22 protein-coding genes are annotated in these 19634 nt (G+C 64.5%); 12 read left to right on the top strand and 10 right to left on the bottom strand.

What is annotated here, in order from left to right; genetic code table 11:
* Window positions 1-48 precede the first annotated feature (48 nt).
* Both ACE3TQ_RS08790 and ACE3TQ_RS08785 read left to right on the top strand, forming a co-directional pair.
* Entirely contained in the window at window positions 49-555 is a 507-nt protein-coding gene (locus tag ACE3TQ_RS08790; protein ID WP_374581707.1) for a hypothetical protein, read from the top strand.
* On the top strand, window positions 552-1067 hold the full coding sequence (locus ACE3TQ_RS08785; protein ID WP_374581705.1) for a hypothetical protein: 516 nt from the start codon (window positions 552-554) through the stop codon (window positions 1065-1067). The genes ACE3TQ_RS08790 and ACE3TQ_RS08785 overlap by 4 nt, the downstream gene beginning before the upstream one ends.
* Before the next feature lie 2 nt (window positions 1068-1069).
* Here the strand turns inward: ACE3TQ_RS08785 and ACE3TQ_RS08780 are convergent, their stop codons facing one another.
* The 4 genes from ACE3TQ_RS08780 to ACE3TQ_RS08765 form a co-directional block, all read right to left on the bottom strand.
* Window positions 1070-1702, bottom strand: coding sequence for a DUF4291 domain-containing protein (locus ACE3TQ_RS08780; RefSeq protein WP_374581703.1), 633 nt, complete (start codon window positions 1700-1702; stop codon window positions 1070-1072).
* A 949-nt stretch (window positions 1703-2651) separates the two neighbouring features.
* On the bottom strand, window positions 2652-4187 hold the full coding sequence (locus ACE3TQ_RS08775) for a PoNe immunity protein domain-containing protein (protein WP_374581702.1): 1536 nt from the start codon (window positions 4185-4187) through the stop codon (window positions 2652-2654).
* 311 nt (window positions 4188-4498) lie between these two features.
* Entirely contained in the window at window positions 4499-6898 is a 2400-nt protein-coding gene (locus ACE3TQ_RS08770) for a CehA/McbA family metallohydrolase (protein ID WP_374581701.1), read from the bottom strand.
* 202 nt (window positions 6899-7100) lie between these two features.
* Window positions 7101-7556 (bottom strand): universal stress protein, encoded by a 456-nt coding sequence (locus tag ACE3TQ_RS08765; protein WP_374581699.1) that lies wholly within the window; start codon window positions 7554-7556, stop codon window positions 7101-7103.
* A gap of 120 nt (window positions 7557-7676) precedes the next feature.
* On the opposite strand from ACE3TQ_RS08765, the gene ACE3TQ_RS08760 reads away from it, so the two are divergent.
* The gene (locus ACE3TQ_RS08760; RefSeq protein WP_374581698.1) at window positions 7677-8294 is read left to right on the top strand and encodes a glutathione S-transferase family protein; all 618 of its coding nucleotides are present in this window, start codon (window positions 7677-7679) and stop codon (window positions 8292-8294) included.
* On the opposite strand, the gene ACE3TQ_RS08755 is transcribed toward ACE3TQ_RS08760, so the two are convergent.
* Together ACE3TQ_RS08755 and ACE3TQ_RS08750 are read right to left on the bottom strand one after the other, a co-directional pair.
* The gene (locus ACE3TQ_RS08755; RefSeq protein ID WP_374581697.1) at window positions 8267-8737 is read right to left on the bottom strand and encodes a hypothetical protein; all 471 of its coding nucleotides are present in this window, start codon (window positions 8735-8737) and stop codon (window positions 8267-8269) included. The genes ACE3TQ_RS08760 and ACE3TQ_RS08755 overlap by 28 nt on opposite strands.
* A gap of 50 nt (window positions 8738-8787) precedes the next feature.
* Complete coding sequence (locus ACE3TQ_RS08750; RefSeq protein WP_374581696.1) at window positions 8788-9543, bottom strand: helix-turn-helix domain-containing protein; 756 nt, start codon at window positions 9541-9543, stop codon at window positions 8788-8790.
* 101 nt (window positions 9544-9644) lie between these two features.
* Here ACE3TQ_RS08750 and ACE3TQ_RS08745 point away from each other — a divergent pair, with 101 nt between their 5' ends.
* The 6 genes from ACE3TQ_RS08745 (at window position 9645) to ACE3TQ_RS08720 (ending at window position 15024) form a co-directional block, all read left to right on the top strand.
* A complete protein-coding gene (locus tag ACE3TQ_RS08745; RefSeq protein WP_374581695.1) occupies window positions 9645-10586 on the top strand; it encodes a 4-hydroxyproline epimerase in 942 nt (313 codons plus the stop codon).
* 2 nt (window positions 10587-10588) lie between these two features.
* Complete coding sequence (locus ACE3TQ_RS08740) at window positions 10589-11710, top strand: NAD(P)/FAD-dependent oxidoreductase (protein WP_374581758.1); 1122 nt, start codon at window positions 10589-10591, stop codon at window positions 11708-11710.
* 172 nt (window positions 11711-11882) lie between these two features.
* Window positions 11883-12077, top strand: coding sequence for a 2Fe-2S iron-sulfur cluster-binding protein (locus tag ACE3TQ_RS08735; RefSeq protein WP_374581757.1), 195 nt, complete (start codon window positions 11883-11885; stop codon window positions 12075-12077).
* Window positions 12074-13345, top strand: a complete 1272-nt coding sequence (locus ACE3TQ_RS08730) for an FAD-dependent oxidoreductase (RefSeq protein ID WP_374581693.1) — start codon at window positions 12074-12076, stop codon at window positions 13343-13345. Before ACE3TQ_RS08735 ends, ACE3TQ_RS08730 begins: the two co-directional genes overlap by 4 nt.
* A 1-nt stretch (window position 13346) precedes the next feature.
* Complete coding sequence (locus ACE3TQ_RS08725) at window positions 13347-14258, top strand: dihydrodipicolinate synthase family protein (protein ID WP_374581692.1); 912 nt, start codon at window positions 13347-13349, stop codon at window positions 14256-14258.
* 22 nt (window positions 14259-14280) lie between these two features.
* A complete protein-coding gene (locus ACE3TQ_RS08720) occupies window positions 14281-15024 on the top strand; it encodes a YoaK family protein (RefSeq protein WP_374581690.1) in 744 nt (247 codons plus the stop codon).
* A gap of 6 nt (window positions 15025-15030) precedes the next feature.
* Here ACE3TQ_RS08720 and ACE3TQ_RS08715 read toward each other — a convergent pair whose 3' ends face one another.
* From ACE3TQ_RS08715 to ACE3TQ_RS08705, 3 genes are all read right to left on the bottom strand, one after another.
* Window positions 15031-15447, bottom strand: coding sequence for a universal stress protein (locus tag ACE3TQ_RS08715; RefSeq protein WP_374581689.1), 417 nt, complete (start codon window positions 15445-15447; stop codon window positions 15031-15033).
* A 60-nt stretch (window positions 15448-15507) separates the two neighbouring features.
* Complete coding sequence (locus tag ACE3TQ_RS08710) at window positions 15508-15924, bottom strand: DoxX family protein (RefSeq protein WP_374581688.1); 417 nt, start codon at window positions 15922-15924, stop codon at window positions 15508-15510.
* Between the two features lie 98 nt (window positions 15925-16022).
* Entirely contained in the window at window positions 16023-16532 is a 510-nt protein-coding gene (locus ACE3TQ_RS08705; protein ID WP_374581686.1) for a bacteriohemerythrin, read from the bottom strand.
* 26 nt (window positions 16533-16558) lie between these two features.
* On the opposite strand from ACE3TQ_RS08705, the gene ACE3TQ_RS08700 reads away from it, so the two are divergent.
* Complete coding sequence (locus tag ACE3TQ_RS08700; RefSeq protein ID WP_374581685.1) at window positions 16559-17299, top strand: SDR family oxidoreductase; 741 nt, start codon at window positions 16559-16561, stop codon at window positions 17297-17299.
* On the opposite strand, the gene ACE3TQ_RS08695 is transcribed toward ACE3TQ_RS08700, so the two are convergent.
* Window positions 17300-17719 (bottom strand): NUDIX hydrolase, encoded by a 420-nt coding sequence (locus ACE3TQ_RS08695; RefSeq protein ID WP_374581684.1) that lies wholly within the window; start codon window positions 17717-17719, stop codon window positions 17300-17302.
* Window positions 17720-17947: 228 nt separating this feature from the next.
* Between ACE3TQ_RS08695 and ACE3TQ_RS08690 the strand changes: the two genes are divergently transcribed.
* On the top strand, window positions 17948-19198 hold the full coding sequence (locus ACE3TQ_RS08690) for a porin (RefSeq protein ID WP_374581683.1): 1251 nt from the start codon (window positions 17948-17950) through the stop codon (window positions 19196-19198).
* A 13-nt stretch (window positions 19199-19211) separates the two neighbouring features.
* Complete coding sequence (locus ACE3TQ_RS08685; RefSeq protein WP_374581682.1) at window positions 19212-19634, top strand: phosphate ABC transporter substrate-binding protein; 423 nt, start codon at window positions 19212-19214, stop codon at window positions 19632-19634.

The raw sequence follows: 19634 nt of genomic DNA, 5'->3' as shown, positions 1-19634 counted from the left end.
GTTGAAGCATTCTCGCAGGGGTTCGCTTCCGGTAAGATCGGCGATGTCATGGATCCGAATTTCAGCTCCAGGCAGAAGGGTGTCGATCTTCGGGAGAAGGCTGACCTAGCGGTAGATGCCGCGGGTGTTCTGTCGTTGCCTGCCAGAGCGCTGGTTTGGGTCCGAGGTCTGTTTGCTGCGAAAGAGGCGGAGGTCTTTTATCGAACTATGAGCGCCGCCCACTACCAAGAGCTCGTGGCCACAGGCAGGCTGCCGGCAACCGCTGAAACCTTTATTTCTCCAACCCGAGCATTCTCGGAGAACTATCAGGGCGTTCTGGTTCAATTCAAGATGAGGAGCGGCACGCTCAATGCGTTGGAAGGTATGGGTGTAAGGGATGCTTCCGCTCTTTCGAAATCGCTTTATGGAGAAATGCCCGTGGTATCGAAGGGCTGGTCGTCAAGCAATGCGTTCTTTAAAGCTGAAGGTTCGCAAATTAATATCGGACTTGGCCAAGGGAGAGCGCTTGATACCTTTAACTCGAACATCCAAGGATTTTCGGCGGTGCGACAATGAATAAACAAATGCAAGAATTGGCTTTAGCTTTGACTCTCGGGCGAATCTCTAAGGAAGAATTTCTTAAGCAATTCCCCGAGGTTCGCGATCCGGCGTCGGCCTTCTTACCAAAGCAACTCGAAACAGCTCTGAAAGAGCGTGATTCAGACGCCGTAGAGCATCTTATGCTTCTCGGATTTCAGTTTGGCTTTGGTGCTGAATGCGCTGAAGTGTTGTGTGAGCTCATCCTGCAGGACTGGCACATGCAGCACGAGAATATCGCGATGGTTTTGCAGAATTTGAGGCTGCCTGGGACCGTGGATTGCTTATATCGCGCAGCTCTCGTCGAGTTCCCATACCTGGATTACGATGAGAGTTATGCCCTCGGCGTAAAGTGTTTATATGCGCTGCAAGCAATTGGCAGCGATGATGCGAAAGCAAAGTTAGGCCTGATCGCCGGCGGCGACAATCCAGTTCTCGCGGAAAATGCACAGCGACTATTGCGCTCGCTAGAGACCGGGGGCCAAGATTAGTATCATGGGTGGGCGTCGGACTCTGTCCCGGTGAAAACGTTGCGGAACTGATCGTGACGAATAGGGTACGGTCGCTCCACGGGAACCAATGTTCGCGCTGCCTCAATTTCATTGCGCAGAAGATGGGCATGAATAGCATGAGCTATGGGGGTCACATCTATGATCCGCTGAATCCATGAGTGAACGTAAAGGTCGACGGCGTGTTTGGATAAGCCGATTTGAATAGCGCGATAGCTTTGAGGTTGTAATAAGAGATCTCTTTCAGGATCCCATTGGACTCGAACAGGTGTGTTTTCCAAAAGCTGTCGCCATTTTTCTCGATCGTTGGTACCCTGCCCGTGACTAAGACAGCTGTTGGCTAATGCCCACTCAAACCCCTCGCGAGAAATGTCGACTGCCAGGATCCGGGACTGTCCAGGATCCTTCAACCCCCACCCTGAGCGATACATCATCCATAGGAATGATGGCTTGATCCAAGTCATTCTCCCCATCTTGAAAGGGGGAGAGACGAAAGTTCCGTTCGCTATTGCTGAATCGGCGATTTCACCTGAGTAGGCTTGATAAACGCGAATGGTCTGATCATCGTAAATGGCACGGATCTGCTGGATGGGGGCAGGGAGTTTAGTATTCGACATGTCGTCATTTTACTTCTTGCTTCGAAAGTTGATATGACGCAATGGGGACAATCCAGTCAGTCGCTGCGCGATACCGCCAGCCGCTGCGCGGGGAGCAAAGGCCACGCTTGGTTCGTTCGCGGGCTAGGGGGCGCGCGCTTGGCGGCGCTTGCCGCCGCGCTCCGCCGTCAGTCAGGTCAACACCAGCAAAGGCACAGTCGCTCCGGGGGAAATCGGCCGCTGCGCGGCCGATTCCACATAACGCGGCATTCCGTCAAATCGGCCCGTTCACTACGCTGCGCTTCGTTCCTTGGGCCGATCGCTCCGGCTTCGCCTACGCGCCCTGCGGCTTGACGGAACGGGCGTTATGTCTTGCGCCCCTGCGTGGCTGCCAATCCAGCTAGTGCGCCTTGGGGGCGCATCAAGCAGTCAGCGCCACGGCGTGCGCTCCTACGGCGCGTACGGCAGCGCGCTGCCGTCAGTCAGTATGAACACGCAACATGGTCAGGGCTACAGGGCGCGCTACGGCGCCCGTGCCTTCGCTTGCCTCCGCGCTTCGCCGTTAGTTGGTGTGAATGCAACCCCAAGGCCCAGCCCCGAGTTTACGTGCGGCGCAAGGCGAACATCCAGCTTGGACCGCATGACCGAGGGTGCTTTGGTCCGGGCCGTCAAGGCCGGGCAGCGCGGGTGCTGCGCGGCCTTGACTGAATCGACGCCGGGTCAACGCAGACGCCTGGCGCGGCTCTCCTTCATTATTACCTGTACATAGCTGGGGTAGCCGGGGATCATGCGTCCGGCACGTTTGGCACTGTCGGTCATGGTGATGCCCTCTAATTCCGACGATGCGGCGATTTCTTGCCAGGCTAGGTGGTCGCGCCCTAGGTCGATGTAGTGCCTTCGCTGGAGGCGCGAAGCGTTGCGTGCCAGTACTTTCAGTTCAGCGATTTCAAGCTTGGCAAAGTCAAATTGGTCAGGCAGCGCGTGACAGGGCAAAGTCGACCAGGTCGCGCGGATAGAAGCGGTCCTCGCGGTAAGTCGCATCGTCGATGCCGAGTACGAAGGTGATGGCGGCCGCTTCGAATGACCAATAGCCAAAGTACTGCATGCCTTTTCGGTTGGTGCCGAAGTAGGGCTCGTTCTCGCTCATGTCGTACCATCCGCGCATGTATTCCGCCATCATGGCTGCACGTTTCTCCGGTGCGCAGGAGAACAGCGGCAAGGTTTGCGAGTAGGGTTTGCCGCGTGTGCATTTCTTTGGCATTTCGCCTCGGCCAGGTACCCATGGCGCGACAAGCTGTTCCAACAGTGCGTCGCGACGCTGGTTGCCGTGGTCGAGGACGGGCATGATGCGGGCCAACTGGTCCTGGTGGCCGAGCAGGATGGCGAAGCACACCAGCGACAGGGCGGTATGGTAATCGTCGCCACGCAAGTCAACCCAGGTCTTGAATTCATCGTAGTCGTCGTCCTCATATGCCCGAGCCGCATTCGCGCCGGGCGCATAGGACTTCAGCAAACGCCCGTAGTTCTCCCAGAAGCCGACGGCCAAAGGATAGAAGGCATGCAAGTCTTCCAGCGTATGGCCGGCGCTGAAGCAGTTGCGCAGGTGGTTGACGGATTCCCATGCCAACTGGGCTGCCGCGTCGTAATCATCGGGGTCGCCGCATTCGTAGAAGGTCTTCAGCGCTGCGTATTCGAGGTTGTCTTCATAGCTCTCGTAGCGCATGCGGCCGGAACGGCGCTTGCTCTCGAATTCGGCCATGGAGAATTTCTTGAATTGCCAATACTCCTGCAGTTCGCCAAAGCTGGATGGGACGGGCAACTCGCTGGGGCCCAGCGTGGCAGGGGCGTGATAGACCGGCCCATCGTCCCCATACGCAGCGCGCGCGAAATCGACGATATCCTTCGGGTAGTAGGGCATGTCGCGATAGCTGCTGTCGTCGATTCCCAGTACCAGCGTGATCGCCGCAGCCTCCCAGGACCAGTAGCCGACGAAGTCGTGTCCCTTTTCGTGCCGGTTGAAGTAGTCTTCCCGCCGGCTGGACTGGTACCACTCGGCGAGGTAGCGTGCCATCAATTGCGGGCGGTTCGCTGCTGGCGCGGAGAAAATGGCGAGTGTTTTCGAATAGGGCAGGTTGCGCCTGCAAATGCTGGTGCCTGGCTCCCGGCCGTCGACGCTGCAGCTTAGCAGGCGTTCGAGCAGCCCATCGCGATAGTCGTTGCAGTAGTCCAGTAAGGGGGCAAGCCGCTGCAGCATGTCTTGCTTGCCGAGCAGGAGGGCGAAGCAGGTCATTGTCAACGCCTGGTGGTATTTGGGGCTGGCCAGCGGTACATGCGCCCATGGTGTTTCACGCTCGCCGCTGTCGTTGTAGGCCTGGTTATAATGTGCGTAAGTCTCCCAGTACTCAACTGCCCGGCCATAGAACTGTTGCAGGTCGGAGATCGGGTGGCCGGCGCTGTAGCAGTTGACCAGGTGTGCCGTGGCGTCGCTGGCCAGGAGTTCGGCCATGTCCATTAACCTGTAGTGCGAACTGCCGCCCGGGTTCTGCGCGTGGTGTTGCAGGCCGGCAGTCACCTGCCCAAAGGTCTCCACGTGATCGGAGAACAACTGCTCGTAACCATAAAACCGCAGTAAGGGTTCGCGCAGTGATTGATAGAAGACGTCTTCTGGCAGGCTGTTATGCATGGCGTTGCTCATTTAATAACTAAGAGGCGCCATTACACCCCAGAATTCGGCTTACAGCAAGAGGAGTCCAATTGAGTGCGGCGGTGGTCTCAGGCACAAGCCTGACAAAGGCTTGTGCCCAGGGTGCAGCTTGGTTATTGCACGTTCAGCGTCACGTCGTCCACGATGAAGGAGGTAGCGACGGTGGAGCCTTCCACGCCTTCAAAGTAGATGCGCACGGTCTGGCCCTTGTAGGCGCCCAGGTCGAAGGTGCGCTGCACGTAGCTCGTTCCTTTGTTCAGGTTGGAGTAGGTGGCGAGGGTGGCCAGTACCGCGCCGCTGCTGTTGCGGACCTGGACTTTCAGTGTGTCGTAGGCCTGGCTGGTGGTGGTTTCGTCCGATGTGATCTTGAGCCAGAAGCCGAGGGTGGCGCTGCTGGCGCTGGATGGGATGCTGACTTGCTGGTACAGCGTGTCGGTGTGGGCGCTGCCGTAGCCGTTCATCCAGGCCTTCCAGCTGCCGGTGCGGGCGGCGACCGAGCTGTCGTTGGTGATCACGCCGCTGCTGGCGCTCCAGTTGGTGTTGCCGGATTCGAAGCCGCCGTTCAGCACCAGCTGCTGCGCGGTGACGTTGCTGACGTTGAAGTTGACGGGCGCCGACAGGGTGCTGTTGCCGGCGGCGTCGAACGCTTTGGCGGTCAGGGCGTGGCTGCCGTTGGCGATGCTGCTGGAGTTGAAGGCGTAGGACCAGGGCGCTGCGCTGTCGCTGCCTTTCAGCGCGCCGTCGACGTAGAACTCGACCTTGGTCACGCCCACGTTGTCGCTGGCATTGGCGTTGAAGGTGATGGTGCCGCTACTGCCGCTGCTCGTTGCGCTGACGGTTGGGGGGGCAGTGTCGCCGCCGCCAGCCTGCTGCGTCACCCAGACCGGTGCCGACCACAGGATGTTGCCGTCGTTTTGCGTCACTTTGGCGTAGTAGAAGTGGGCGCCGTCGCTTGGCGTGGTGGTGGTGTTGGCGCTGGAGGAGAGCAGGGTCACGGTGCCGTTGCGGCCTGGGACGCCTTCGAAGATTTCGACCGTGGAGACGGTCTTGCCGCTGGTGCTGCTGAAGTTGGCCACCAGGTTGAGCGGGCCGCTGTTGGTGAAGCGTTCGCCCATCATGCGGCCGTTGGCGGTCAGCACCAGCTGCGAGGTCTTGTCCATGGTGGCGAACACGCGGCGGGCGCGGATCGCGTCCATGAAGCTGGCGCTGGTCAGGGCGGTGCCGTTCGGGATCAGCACGCCGGTACGGTTGGTGTACGAGGCGCCCCAGTTGGCGCAGTGGTTGTCCTGGTTGGTGGAGAAGGCCACGTGGAAGCCGGCTTCCAGCGCTTTGCGGCAGGCGCCTTCGTAGTTGCTGCGGCCTGTTTCGCTTTCCGTGGTGTTGGTGGAGAAGGCGGAGGTGTTCATCACTTCGCACAGGGCCATGGCTTCGTCGCCGTCGGCGGTGTAGCCGAGCGGTACGGAGTTGACCAGGAACTGGCCCGAGGTGGAAGGGTGGTTGAACTGGCCCAGCCAGCCGCGCTGGCGCATCAGGGTGTAGAGGGCGGCGTAGTCGTTCTTGGCGGTCAGCGTGTCGGCCAGCAGCTGGCCGGAGCTGTTGCTTTCCCAGCCCAGCAGCTCGTTGGCGTTCAGGATGTTCAGGTGGCCGCCGTTGTTGATGACGCCCCATTCCAGGCCGTAAATGGCGAGGAAGCCGGGGTTGGCGCTGTTGAAGTTGGCCGCGTCGCTCAGGCCGGACTGGTACAGCGCCTTAGCGGTGGCGGGGCTGGCCGAGGTGTTGGTGGAGTCCGAGCCGTCGTACATGTGGTTATGTTCGGACGCCATCAGGAAATCGAGGCCGCGGTTCTTGGCGTAGCTGAAGGCGTCGTTCGGGCCGTAGGCTGCCGATTGCGGCGCTTGCGCGCCGCTGCAGCTGGCCAGGTCGCCGCCGCCGTCGCTGTGGTTGGTCTGGCTGTGCAGGTTGCCGAAGTAGACGGTGTATGGCAGGGCGGAGGGGGCCGGTGCGGCGGCCATCATGACCGGCGCGCCAGCTTTGGTCTGCTGCTGGCCGATGGCAATGTCCCATTCCTGTTCGTGCACATCGTCGCCGTGGGCGGCAATGCGGGCCTGTACCGCGTCGGCGCTGGCGGCCAGGCCGCGTTTCGATTCTTCCGATATGGCGCGCAGGCGGGCTTTGTAGATGCCGCGTGGCAGGGCATTGCGGCGGTTGCGGCCTTGCCAGTCGACGTTCACGCTGACCGGTTTGCCGTGCAGGCGTTCGACGCCGGTCCAGCGTTCCACCGTGGTGCCGTTGGGGGACACGACTTCCAGCACCCAGCTTACGGCTTGCGCTTCGCTGACGTTGGGGAAGCTGAATTCAAGGGTGAAGCTGCGCGCTTCATTTGCGCCTGCGGCAGCGCGGTAGGGCGCGTGCAGGGTGGCTTCAAATTCGTGGTGGTCGGCGCTGGAGGCCTGGGCGGCACTTGCGGCGACCAGGGCGGCGGCCAGCGCCAGTTGGCGGATTGCGAAAGACATGGTGGTTCCCCGTGCTGTAAATAATGGGCGTGACTATGCTGCAGCACGGGGTACCGGACAAATATGGAAAAGCTTGGCGATTCAGACGCCAGGCTTATATACCGGTTTGAAAAGTCCCATCCTGGACAAATCCGGCGATTTGTCCAGTTTTGGTCGCGCAGTGTGACGGGGTCGTCATAATTCTCTTTGCGCGTTGTGGCGTTTAAGCCGCAGTTTCGCGCGGCCGGAAGACCAGTACCGGCACTGGTGTGTTGAGCAGCACGCGGTGCGTTTCGCTGCCCAGCAGCACGCCGCGTACGCCTTTGTAGCCGTGGGTGGCCATGGCGATCAGGTCGCAGCCGTAGTCGACGGCGATGGCGACAATGGTTTCATAGGGCTGGTCGGAACGGCGCTGTACGACGTCGCAGGGGACGTTGTGCTCGCGCGCCACCTTGGCCACGTCTTCCAGCACGGCCGCTGAATGGCGTTCGCTTTCCTTCAGGTACACGCCGCGCGTGTCCTCCAGCATGTCGGGGTGGTAGGTGAAGATGTGGAACTCAGGGATGACGTGCAGCGCGGTGATCCGTGCCCCGGCTTCCTTGGCGAAATTGACTGCTTCATGCAGCGCTGCGTTGGAGGCGGGCGAACCGTCGGTCGGGAAAAGAATGTGCTTGTACATAGCTTCCTCCTGTTGGACTGGATGCAGGCAGTGTGTGCCGCCGGGAGTCGTGCAGCCATGATCTGGGTCAAATTCGGTTTATGATTTGTCCGTTGACGATTTCTGGTTGAGCTGAGCCTTATGATCAAACTGTTGGGAAAGCCTACGTCTATCAACGTGCGCAAGGTGATGTGGACGCTGGCCGAAACCGGTCTGCCATATGAGCGCGAGGACTGGGGCGATGGCTTCCGTGCCACCAATGTGCCTGAGTTCCTGGCGCTGAATCCGAATGCGATGGTGCCGGTGCTGGTGGATGGTGACTTTGTGCTGTGGGAGTCGAACAGTATTTGCCGCTACCTGGCTGGCAAGACGGGGCGGGCTGATTTGCTGCCGGTCGATCCGCAGGCGCGCGCTCGGGTTGAGCAGTGGATGGATTGGCAGGCGACGGACCTGAATTCTTCCTGGCGCTATGCATTCATGGCGCTGGTGCGGGGGCATGCCGCGTTCACCGATCTGGCGCAGGTTGCGGCCAGTGCGGCGGCCTGGAACCGGAATGTCGGTATCCTGGACCGCCATCTGGCTGCGCACGGGCCGTATGCCGCCGGCGCCGCCTTCACACTGGCCGATATCGTGCTGGGCCTGTCGCTGAACCGATGGCTGCAAACGCCGATCGAGCGACCGTCCTATCCAGCAATTCAGGGCTACCTGGAGTTGTTGCGGGAGCGTCCCGCCTACCGTGAGCTGACGGGCTGCGCCTGAAACTCGTTTATGAAGTCGCTTAGTGGGCGTTGGCCGTCGGGCGCGTCCACGTAGCTTGTCCCTTCACGCTCCACTAAAGGGTGCCATCGTGGCTGGCCGCCGCGTGAGTAAACCAGGATAGGCTCGGCCATATTCGGGAAATTGAGCTTGCCCCATTCCCCGGTGCGCGAAGCGAACGCCAATTCCTTGCCTTCCGCGCCACCGCCCAGGTGGTCGGTCAATACCTTGACGATGGCGTTCTGGCAGCCGCCCATATTGCTGATACAGATGCTTTGGATGCCATTCACCGGCGGCTTCGGGGCGCCGCACGGCAGCGAGCATTGGCCGACGCCGGACGGCTGTAGTGTGATTGACTGCACCTGTCCTGTGAACAAAAGCGGTTCCGCAGTGGCGTTGAACGTCAGGCAGAGGGTGGCGAGGATGGCGGGGAGGCGAATTTTCATATTGCGCAGCATACCATTGGAGTTCGCAGGATAGCGCGGCGGGCGAAGGCTCAGTCGCCGCGCTGCAACTGGCGGTATTCGCTGGGGGTGACGCCGACGGTGGCGCGGAACTGGCGGGTAAAGGCGCTGTGGTCGGCGTAGCCGCAGGCCTGGGCAATATCGGCCACGCTGGCGCTGCCTGCCAGCAGGCGCGAGGCGGCTTCCAGCCGGGTCTTGATGATCATCTGGCGCGGTGTGAGGTGGAAGATGCGGTCGAAGTAGCGTTCGATCTGTGCGACCGACATATGGGCGGTGCGCGCCAGTTGCGGCAGGGTTAGGGGTTCGCTGTACTTTTCGTGGATCAGGCGCACGGCGTCGGCCACCTTGTGGTAGGCCGGGTTCTTGTGGTCGGCCATGGCCAGGTCGCGCGACACGCCGGCCAGGCCGATGATGGCGCCGTGGGCGTCGCGCAACGGGCGTTTCTGGGTCAGGCACCAGCCCGGGTCGCGGTTGGGGTAGAGGTGCAGCTCCAGCTGGTCTTCGATCAGCATGCCGTCGTCCAGCACGGCCTGGTCCTGGGCCTGGAAGCGCTGGCCCAGTGGGGCGGCGAAGACTTCGTTGGCGGTCTTGCCGAGCAGGCCGGCCTTGTCCTTCATGCCACAGCGGCGGGCCAGCGTCTGGTTGACCACCACATAGCGGCCCTGGCGGTCTTTCAGGAAGAACACCACGTCCGGCAGGGTGTCGAACAGGGGCTCGGCAAAGAAGACATCACCGATCTTTGCGCCCATTTCGCTGCGCGCGGAACTGTGTAAATGATGTGCTGCCATGCCGTCCTCCCCGTCAATTACTTCATTTTTACACGATTGTGCAGATTTCGTCACCTTCAACGAGGCGGCGATGCAAGACGGCGGGCGGCGAAGAGCCTAAGATGGCAAGCATGAAAACCATAGCCATTATCGATTCCCACACCGGCGGCGAACCCACCCGCCTGGTGATTGACGGCGGCCCCGACCTGGGGAACGGCCCCCTGAATGAGCGCCTGGCGCGCTTCCGTGATGAGCATGACGGTTTCCGCTCCGGCGTGGTGTGCGAGCCACGCGGTTCGGACGTGCTGGTCGGTGCGCTGCTGTGCGAGCCGCATGCGCCGGATTGTGCCGCAGGCGTCATCTTTTTCAACAACGTCGGCTACCTCGGCATGTGCGGCCACGGCACCATCGGCCTGGTGGCGTCGCTGGCCTATATGGGCCGCATCAGCGCCGGCGTGCACCGGATCGATACGCCGGTGGGGGTGGTGGAGGCGCAGCTGCATGAAGATGGCAGCGTGACCGTGAATAATGTGCCGTCCTGGCGCAAGGCGTCGGCGGTGCCGGTCGATGTGCCGGGCTACGGCGTGGTGCGTGGCGATATCGCCTGGGGCGGCAACTGGTTCTTCCTGGTGTCGGACCATGGCCGGCAGCTGGAGCTGGGCAATGTGCGCGAGCTGTCCAACTACACCACGGCGATCAAGGATGCGCTGGAGGCGCAAGGCATTACCGGCGATAACGGCGCGCTGATCGACCATATCGAACTCTTTGCCGATTCGCGCAACGGCGCGGACAGCCAGAACTTTGTGCTCTGCCCGGGCAACGCCTACGACCGTTCGCCTTGCGGCACCGGCACCAGCGCCAAGCTGGCCTGCCTGGCGGCCGACGGCAAGCTGGCCGAGGGCGAGGTGTGGCGCCAGGAGAGCATCGTCGGCAGCGTGTTCGAGGCTTCCTATCGCCGCGATGGCGAGCGCGTGCTGCCTTCGATCCGCGGCAAGGCGTGGGTCAATGCGACGTCGACCCTGGTGCTTGATCCGAGCGATCCATTCGTCTGGGGCATTCGTTGATCATGAAACCGGACGTGCTGATCGTCGGCGCCGGGATTATCGGCGCGGCTTGCGCCGATGCCCTGTCGGCGCGCGGCCTGCGCGTGGCCGTGGTCGAGCGCGATGCGGTCGGCAGCGGCGCCACGGCGGCCGGCATGGGCCACCTGGTGGCCATGGACGACAACGCGGCCGAACTGGCGCTGAGCTCCCATTCGCTGGAGCTGTGGCGCGAACTGGTGGACGGCCAGCCGCAGCGCCATGAGTACAGCCGCTGCGGCACGATCTGGGTGGCTGCCGACGATGAGGAACTGGAGGCGGCGCGCGCCAAGGCCGCCACCATGTCGGCGCATGGCCTGCAGTGCGATGTGATCGGTGCGCCGGATTTGTACAAGCTGGAGCCGCAGCTGCGTCCGGGCCTGGCCGGTGGTTTGCTCGTGCAGGGCGATGGGCTGGTGTATCCGCCCAAGAGCGCTCGCATCCTGCTGGCGCGGGCGGTGGCGCGCGGCGCGACCCTCATCGAGGGCGATGTGGTGGCGCTGGAGGAGGGCGGCGTGCGGCTGGCGGATGGTTCGCATCTGTCGGCGGGCCAGGTGGTGCTGGCGGCGGGCACGCGTTGCCTGGGGCTGGCGCCGGACTTGCCGCTGCGGCCCAAGAAGGGCCACATCATGATTACCGACCGCTACCCGGGCTTTATCCGGCACCAGCTGGTGGAGCTGGGCTACATCAAGAGCGCCCATGCGTCGGATGGCGATTCGGTGGCGTTCAACCTGCAGCCGCGCCCCACCGGGCAGGTGCTGATCGGGTCTTCCCGCCAGTTCGATACCACCGACCTGGCGGCGGAACCGGCCATGATGGCGCGCATGCTGCGCCGGGCGGTGGAATACACGCCGGCATTGGCTGGGCTGAACATACTGCGTTGCTGGACCGGTCTGCGGGCGGCGACGCCGGATGGCTTGCCGCTGATCGGTCCCGACCTGGCGCGCCGCGACGTGTGGCTGGCGACGGGGCATGAAGGCCTGGGCATCACTACTTCGCTGGCGACGGCGGAACTGCTGGCCGCGCAGATGGCGGGCGGGCAGGCGGGCATCGATGCCCGTCCTTACCTGCCAGGCCGCTTCGGCGAGCGGGGGAGGGCTTATGGCTGACCAGATTACTTTGACGATCGACGGGCGCAGCACTTCCGTCGCCGCCGGCACCACCGTTGCCGCTGCAATCGCGATTGCGGCCGATGCGCGCGAGGCGGCTGGCGCGGCGGGCGCGGCGGGCCGCGCGCAGATTGCTGCCGCCGCTGCCGGCGCTTCGCCGTGCGCTGCGGCGTTGGCGAGCGCGGGGCAGGGCGCGGGCGGGGCGGGCGTAACGCGCCGTTCGGTCGGCGGGCAGCCGCGCGCACCGCTGTGCGGCATGGGCGTGTGCCAGGAGTGCCGCGTCACGGTCAACGGCCGTGCCCATGTGCTGTCCTGCCAGACGCTGGCCGCGCCGGGCATGGATGTGCAGACGGGAGCTGCGGCATGACGCAATTTTTTGACATTGTGATCGTTGGCGCCGGCCCGGCCGGCCTGGCAGCGGCGCAGGCCGCATCCGGCGCGGCGCGCGGCCGCATCGCCATCATCGACGATAACCCGCTGGCCGGCGGCCAGATCTGGCGCGGCGGTCCGGGCAAGCAGCAGGACTCCAGGGCGCGCGACCTGTGGCAGGCCTTGCAGGCGGCGGACAACGTCGTCTTCCTGCCCGCCACCCGCGTGCTGATGCAAACCCAGCCCGGCGAACTGCTGGTGCAGGACGCGCAGCAGGCGCACAGCATCCGCTACAACCGCCTGGTCCTGGCGACCGGCGCGCGCGAGCTGCTGCTGCCGTTCCCCGGCTGGACGCTGCCCGGCGTGACCGGCGCCGGCGGGCTGCAGGCGCTGGCCAAGGGCGGCTACCCAGTGCAGGGCAAGCGCGTGGTGGTGGCCGGCACCGGCCCGTTGCTGCTGGCGGTGGCGGCCACCCTGAAGGAGCGCGGCGCGGTTGTCGCCGCCATCATCGAGCAGGCCGGCCTGCCGGCGCTGGCGCGCTTTGCCGCCGGCCTGGCGCTGACGCCGTCCAAAGCGCTGCAGGCGCTCAAGCTGGGCGCCAGCCTGCGCGGCATACCGTATTACAGCGACAGCTATGTGAGCGCCGCCTGCGGCGACGAAAAGCTGGGCGCCGTGCTGGTGCAGCGCAAGGGCGCCAGCATCGACATCGCCTGCGACTACCTGGCCTGCGGCTACGGCCTGCTGCCCAATACCGAGCTGGCGCGCGCCCTGGGCTGCGCCATCGAAGACGGCGCGGTGAAGACCGACCCGTGGCAGCACACCAGCGTGGCCAACATCCTCTGCGCCGGCGAAGGCACCGGCGTTGGCGGCGTCGACCTGGCGCTGGTGGAAGGGCGCATCGCCGGCCTGGCGGCTGCCGGCCAGTCCAGCGCGGCCCAGGTCCACTTCGCCGAGCGCGACAAGTGGCGCGGTTTCGCCGGCAGGCTGGCGCAAGCCTTCGCGCCGCGCGCCGAACTGCGCACGCTGGCCCAGCCCGAGACCATCGTCTGCCGCTGCGAAGACGTGTGCCACGACGAGTTGCGCACGCAACCGAACTGGCGCAGCGCCAAGCTGCACACCCGCTGCGGCATGGGTCCGTGCCAGGGCCGCATCTGCGGCAACGCAACCGATTTCCTGTATGGATGGCGTCCGGACGCCGTGCGTACACCGATCTCGCCGGCCCGTGCCGGCAGCATCATCACCCTCGAACCTCACAAGGAGACTTGAAATGGCAGCAATCAAATGGGAAGGCGTATTCCCTGCAGTAACCACCAAATTCCACGCCAACGAGGAGCTGGACCACGCCGAAATGGAGAAGCACTTCTCCTTCATGATCGACAGTGGCTGCCACGGCCTGGTGACCTGCGGTTCCCTGGGCGAAGCCAGCACCCTGTCGTTTGAAGAGAAGCTGGCGGTCGCCAAGACTGCCGTGAAAGTGGCCAACGGCCGCGTGCCGGTGCTGGCCAACGTCAGCGAAACCCGCACCGCCAACGCCGAGCGCTATGTGCAGGAAGCGCGCGACCTGGGCGTGGACGGCTTCATGGTGATGCCTTCCGTGCTGTACGCCGCCGACGCCTACGAGGCCAAAGCCAACCTGCGCACCATCGCCAAGGCTGCCAAGCTGCCGATCATGGTGTACAACAACCCGGTGACCTATAAAGTCGACCTGACCCCGGCCGACTTCAAGGAACTGGCCGACTGCGAAGAGCTGGAATCGATCAAGGAATCGACCGACAACATCCGCCGCGTGACCGACCTGCGCAACGCCGTGGGCGACCGCTACGCCATCTTCATGGGCGTGGACGACCTGTCCTTCGAAGGCCTGGCCGTGGGTGCGGACGGCCTGCTGGCCGGCCTGGTGGTGGCTTTCCCGAAAGAGACCGTGGCCCTGTACAAACTGATGAAAGCCGGCCGCTATGCGGAAGCGCTGAAGCTGTACCAGTGGTTCATGCCGCTGCTGCACCTCGACGTTTCGACCAAGCTGGTGCAAAATCTGAAACTGGTGGAAGCACTGGTCGGTGTCGGCAACGAAAACGTACGCCGCCCACGCCAGCCACTGCGCGGCGCGGAACGCGAGTACATTGTCCAGGTGGTGCAGCAAGCCCTGGCCACCCGTCCTGACGTCAGCGCTTACCTGTAAGCCATGACCATGCCGGGGACGAATGCCGATCAACTATGTCAGACGCCTGACCGGGCGGCAGCGCGCCGCCCAGGCTAATCGCCACCTCGGCATCGCCCTCGCTTTCGTGGCGGGGGCGGCCAACGCCGGCGGCTTCCTCGCCGTCCGGCAGTACACCTCCCATATGACCGGCATCCTGTCGGCCGCCGCCGACGACCTGGCGCTGGGTGCCATCGAGGCCGCCATCGACTGCGCCGGCGCCTTGCTGGCCTTTATGGCGGGCGCCGCCTGCTGCGCCATCATGGTCAATTTCGCCCGCCGCCGCCGTCTGCACAGCGAGTTCGCGCTGCCGCTGCTGCTGGAAGCGTTGCTGCTGCTGGCCTTCGGCGTGCTTGGCGCGCGCCTGCAGGCGATCGACGTGCTGGTGCTGCCGGCCACGGTCACGCTGCTGTGCTTCATGATGGGTTTGCAGAACGCCGTCATCACCAAGCTTTCCAACGCCGAGATCCGCACCACGCATATGACGGGCATCATCACCGACCTGGGTATCGAGGCCGGCAAGGCGTGCTACTGGAACCGCGACGACCAGGCCGTGCCGCTGGTGGCTGCGGACTGGAAGCGGGTGCGTATCCTGGCCGCCCTGGTCGGGTCCTTCTTTATCGGCGCCCTGGCGGGCGCGTTCGGCTTCAAGGCGATTGGCTTTGGCGCGACCTTGCCGCTGGCCGGCGTGCTGCTGGCGCTGGCGGCGGTGCCGATCTACGACGACCTCAAGGCGCGCCTGCGCTAGGGCGCGTCAACCCTCGCGGAACACCAGTACCGGGATCTTGCTGTGCGTGAGCACTTTCTGCGTCTGGCTGCCTAGCATCAGGCTGGCCAGGCCGCTGCGCCCGCGCGAGGCCATGGCGATCAGGTCGCAGCCGCGCTGCAGGGCGGTGGCGATGATGGCCGCATGCGGCTGTTCGTGGTGGACTTGCAGGGTGGTGCAGTTGACGTGCAGGGTGCCGGCCTGGCGCGCGATGGCGGCCAGGATTTCGTCCTCGGCGGCGGCCGCCAGCTGGGCTTCGGTGCGCGACACCAGGGCCGGTTCTTCCGGCAGCACGTGGATGGCGGTTACGCGGGCGCCGCTCTCGCGCGCCATGCGCAAGGCGGCGTTGACTGCCAGTTGGGACGCGGCGGAACCGTCGCTGGGAATGAGGATGTGGCGGAACATCAGACTAAATCTCCTTTTTGGTGTCGCAGTCTAAGTGTCCCGCCGTTTTTCGGCAACCGTTCAGGCGGCGCGCAGCGCGGCCGGAGCGCGGCGGGCATCCAGGCTCAGGCTGCCGGCGCCAAAGGCGGCAACTTGCAGCAGGCCGCCAGCCATGGCCAGGTTCTTCATCAGGTGGATCATCTGGTTCTGGTCGCCGACGGCGCTGTGGAAGACCAGGCCCGTCACGATCGAGAACGCGGCCAGCGCCAGGGCGACCGGGCGGGTGTACAGGCCGAGCACCAGCAGCAGGCCGCCGATCACTTCAATGCCGATGGCACCGGCCAGCGCCACCGCAGGGAAGGGCAGGCCCATGGCGCTGATGTAGCCCATGGTGGCCGCCGGGGCGGCGATTTTGCCGATGCCGCTCATGATGAAGATGGCGGCCATCAGGATGCGGCCGGTCAGTGGCAGGACAGTGGTGTTGGTTTGGTTGTTCATGGTATGGCTCCTTCAGGAATGTGTTGTTGATGGAGGCATCTTATGCCGCAGCAACCCATTCCGGAAGCCTATATGTTTCGATGAGATCTATCGTTAAATCAGATGGTTTGCTCCTGTAGCAGGCGCGCCAGCTCGATCCGCAGCTGTGCTCCGGGCGGCGGCGCGTAGGGGCGCGCGGTCCGTTCATAGGCCACGGCCAGCGGCAGGTCCATCGCGCTCAGGTGGCCCAGGAACCAGCGCGGCAGCCGCTCCAGCAGGGTGCGCGCGCCGTCGGGATCGACCTGCGCCACGGGCAGCGCGTGCTGCAGCGCGGCCAGCAGGCGGCGGTGGGCGGCGCGGTGCTCATGCGCGGCGGGGTAGTGCAACTGGTCCATCATGGCTTCTTCTTCGGCGAAATCGGCGGCCAGGGCGGCCAGCAGTGCGGCGATCCGTCCAGGCAGGGATGTATCGTCGGCGTCGATGGTTGCGTGGATAGCTTGCAGCAGCGCGCGGTGCGAAGCATCCATTTCGGCAACCCCGGTTTCCAGCAGCGGGCTCCATTCCAGGCGTTGCATGGTGACCTCCTTGTCGATTGCGCCAGTCTGGCGCGCCGGCGCTGCGGATTCCATGACCCAGATCAAATACAATACGGCGCATGGATAAAGTACTCATCGTGACGGGCGCCAGCCGTGGCATCGGCGCCGCAATTGCCCGCCAGGCGGCCGCCGACGGCTGGGCGGTGGCTGTGAACTATGTGAGCGACGCCGACGCGGCGGCGCGCGTGGTGGCGCAAATCGAGGCGGCCGGCGGGCGCGCCGTGGCGGTGCAGGGCGACGTGGCGCGCGACGACGATATCGCCCGCCTGTTCGCCACAACCGAGCGTGTACTGGGGCCGGTGACGGGCCTGGTCAACAATGCCGGCATTACCGGCGGCCTGGGCACCTTCAGCGCCACCGACCCGGCGGTGCTGGAGCGCGTGTTCCGCACCAATGTGCTGGGGCTGATGCAGTGCAGCCGGCTGGCGCTGGCGGCTTTCCGCGCGCACGGGCAGGGCGGGGTGATCGTGAATATCAGCTCAACCGCCGCCACGGCCGGCAGCCCGAACGAGTATGTCGGCTACGCCGCCAGCAAAGCGGCGGTCGATACCTTCACCATGGGCCTGGGCAAGGAAGTGGCGGCGGAGGGTATTCGCGTGTGCGGCGTGGCGCCGGGCACCACCCAGACCGACATCCACGCCAGTTCCGGCGATGCCGGGCGGCCGGCGCGCGTTGCGGGCCGTATCCCCATGCTGCGCGTGGGCGATCCGGAGGAAATTGCGGAAGCGGCGGTGTGGCTGCTGTCGCCGGCGGCGCGCTACATCACCGGCACCACGCTGCGCGTGTCCGGCGGCGCCTGATCACCACTCCATCGCCAGCAGGCGCGCCGCCATGCGCGGCCAGCACAGCGTGCTCAGTTCATCGCGCGCGGCCCAGCGGAAGCCGTCCGCCTCCGGCGTCGGCTCGCCGGTGCGCTGGTGCGGGAAAAAACTGGTGCAGCGCAGGTGGTCCAGGCTGCACAACTCGTCCCCCACTTCGACCTTGAACAGGTGCAGCCGCTTGTCCGGGCGGTAGCTGAACTCTCCCAGGTCTTCAAAACGGCTGGCGTCAAAGTCCAGTCCCGCCTCCTCGAACAGCTCGCGCCGGGCCGCCGCCAGCGGCGTCTCGCCGGCGTCCTGCAGGCCCTTGGGGATATCCCAGCTGCCGGTGCCAGTGACATGACAAAGCAGCAACTGGCGTGTCGAATTTACCACGAGCGTTCCGCAGGAGGTTTGCTGCATGTCCTTGATTCCTTTGCTTTTTATTAGCGTTGATAATTACCCAACGGATAGAAACAGTACTCTACGGAAATTTCTCGACAGTTACAAACGGCTGCTATAAAGTGTGAGAATTCAATTGGCGCGCTTTGTCCGCCCAGCCTTTATCCACCCCGGTTCGCCCAGCGTACGCATGCCAGAATGGCAAGCGTTGCCCGAATATTGCCGACGTTTCTTGCCAAGAGTGCCATTATGCCAAAGCTGCACCTGACGCCTGCCCCGACTGCCCTTGCCGTGCTGGCCCTGCAACTGCTTGCCGCAGTGCCGGCGCAGGCCGGCCATCGCGAGGGCAGCGACTGGACCTTTGGCGGCTTTGGCACCCTGAGCGCCGTGCATTCCAGCGAAAAGCAGGCCGACTTTTCCGCCAACCCGCTGAACCCGGGCCAGGCCGGCGCCACGCGCGACTGGAGCTATGCCGTCGACAGCCGCCTGGGCAGCCAGCTGGCCTATGATGGCGGCCAGTGGTCGGCCGTGCTGCAGGTGGTGGCCGAGCGCAACCTGACCAATTCCTGGAGTCCGGTGGTGGAATGGGCCAATGTGCAATACCAGGTGTCGCCGGAACTGAGCCTGCGTTTTGGCCGCATCGCCTTGCCGCTGTTCCTGTCCGGCGACTACCGCAAAGCCAGCTACGCGCTGACCTCGGTGCGCACGCCGACCGAACTGTATGGCGCGCTCCCGATCAGCAACAGCGATGGCATCGACGCCAGCTACCGCTGGGACCTGGGCCAGTGGAAGCACACGACCCAGGTGCTGTTCGGGCGCACCCGGGTGCGCCTGTCCGACACCTTGCGCGCCGACGCGCACCAGCTGACGGGCATTTCCAACACCAGCACCATGGGCGCCGTGACCGTGCGCGCCACCGCCTTGCGCGCCGACCTGGAAACCAGGATGGGCGAGCAGCTGTTCACGGCCTTGCGCCAGTTCGGCCCGCAGGGCGAAGCTTTGGCGCGCCGTTATGAACCGGACGGCAAGCGCGCTTCGGTGCTCAGCATCGGCGCCTCCTACGACCCGGGCCAATGGTTCGTGATGGGCGAGGTGGGCCGCATCAATGCGCGTTCCCTGCTGGGCGACAAGAGCGCCGGCTATATCAGCGGCGGCTACCGCTTCGGCAGCTTCACGCCGTACGCCACGTTCAGCAAGGTGGTGGCCAATACCGCCACCCGCGTCGATGGCCTGGACCTGGCGGCCTTGCCGCCCCCGTACGCGGCGGCCGGCCAGCGCCTGAATACGGAGCTGAACGCCTGGCTCAGCATGATCTCGGTGCAGGACAGCGTCAGCGCCGGCCTGCGCTGGGACGCCGCCAGCAATGCCGCCGTCAAGCTGCAGTTCGACCATGTGCGCCCGCGCAAGGGCACCAGCGGCACCCTGTCCAACCTGCAGCCGGGCTACCGCTACGGCCGCAGCTTCGGCGTGGTCAGCGCCGCGCTGGACTTCGTTTTCTGAGCGGGGGCACGGCATGATCCGCAAATTCCTATGCTGCCTGTTGCTGGCGCTGGCCGCCGGCGCGGCCGCCGCCGCCGACCTGGTGGTGGTGGTGTCGGCGCGCAGCCCGGTCGCCGCCCTGCGCGCCGAACAGGTGGCCGACATCTTCCTGGCCGAGGCGCGCCGCTTCCCGGACGGCGGCGAGGCGGTGGCGCTCGACCTGCCGATCGGCTCCCCGCTGCGCGACGAGTTCTACCTGAAGGTGGCGAACCGCACGCCGGCGCTGATGAAGGCTTACTGGACCAAGAAAATCTTCACCGGCCGCGGCCAGCCGCCGCGCGAACTGCCGAATAGCCAGGCAGTGCGCAAGCTGGTGGCCGACAACCCGACCCTGATTGGCTACATCGAGCGCAGCGCGCTCGATGCCAGTGTCCGACCCGTATTGGTGGTGCATTGA

Origin of the sequence: Pseudoduganella sp., assembly GCF_041914865.1 — a bacterium.
Lineage (GTDB): Bacteria > Pseudomonadota > Gammaproteobacteria > Burkholderiales > Burkholderiaceae_D > Rugamonas.
Note: the sequence above shows the minus strand (reverse complement) of the source record. Positions and strands in the feature narration are given on the sequence as shown.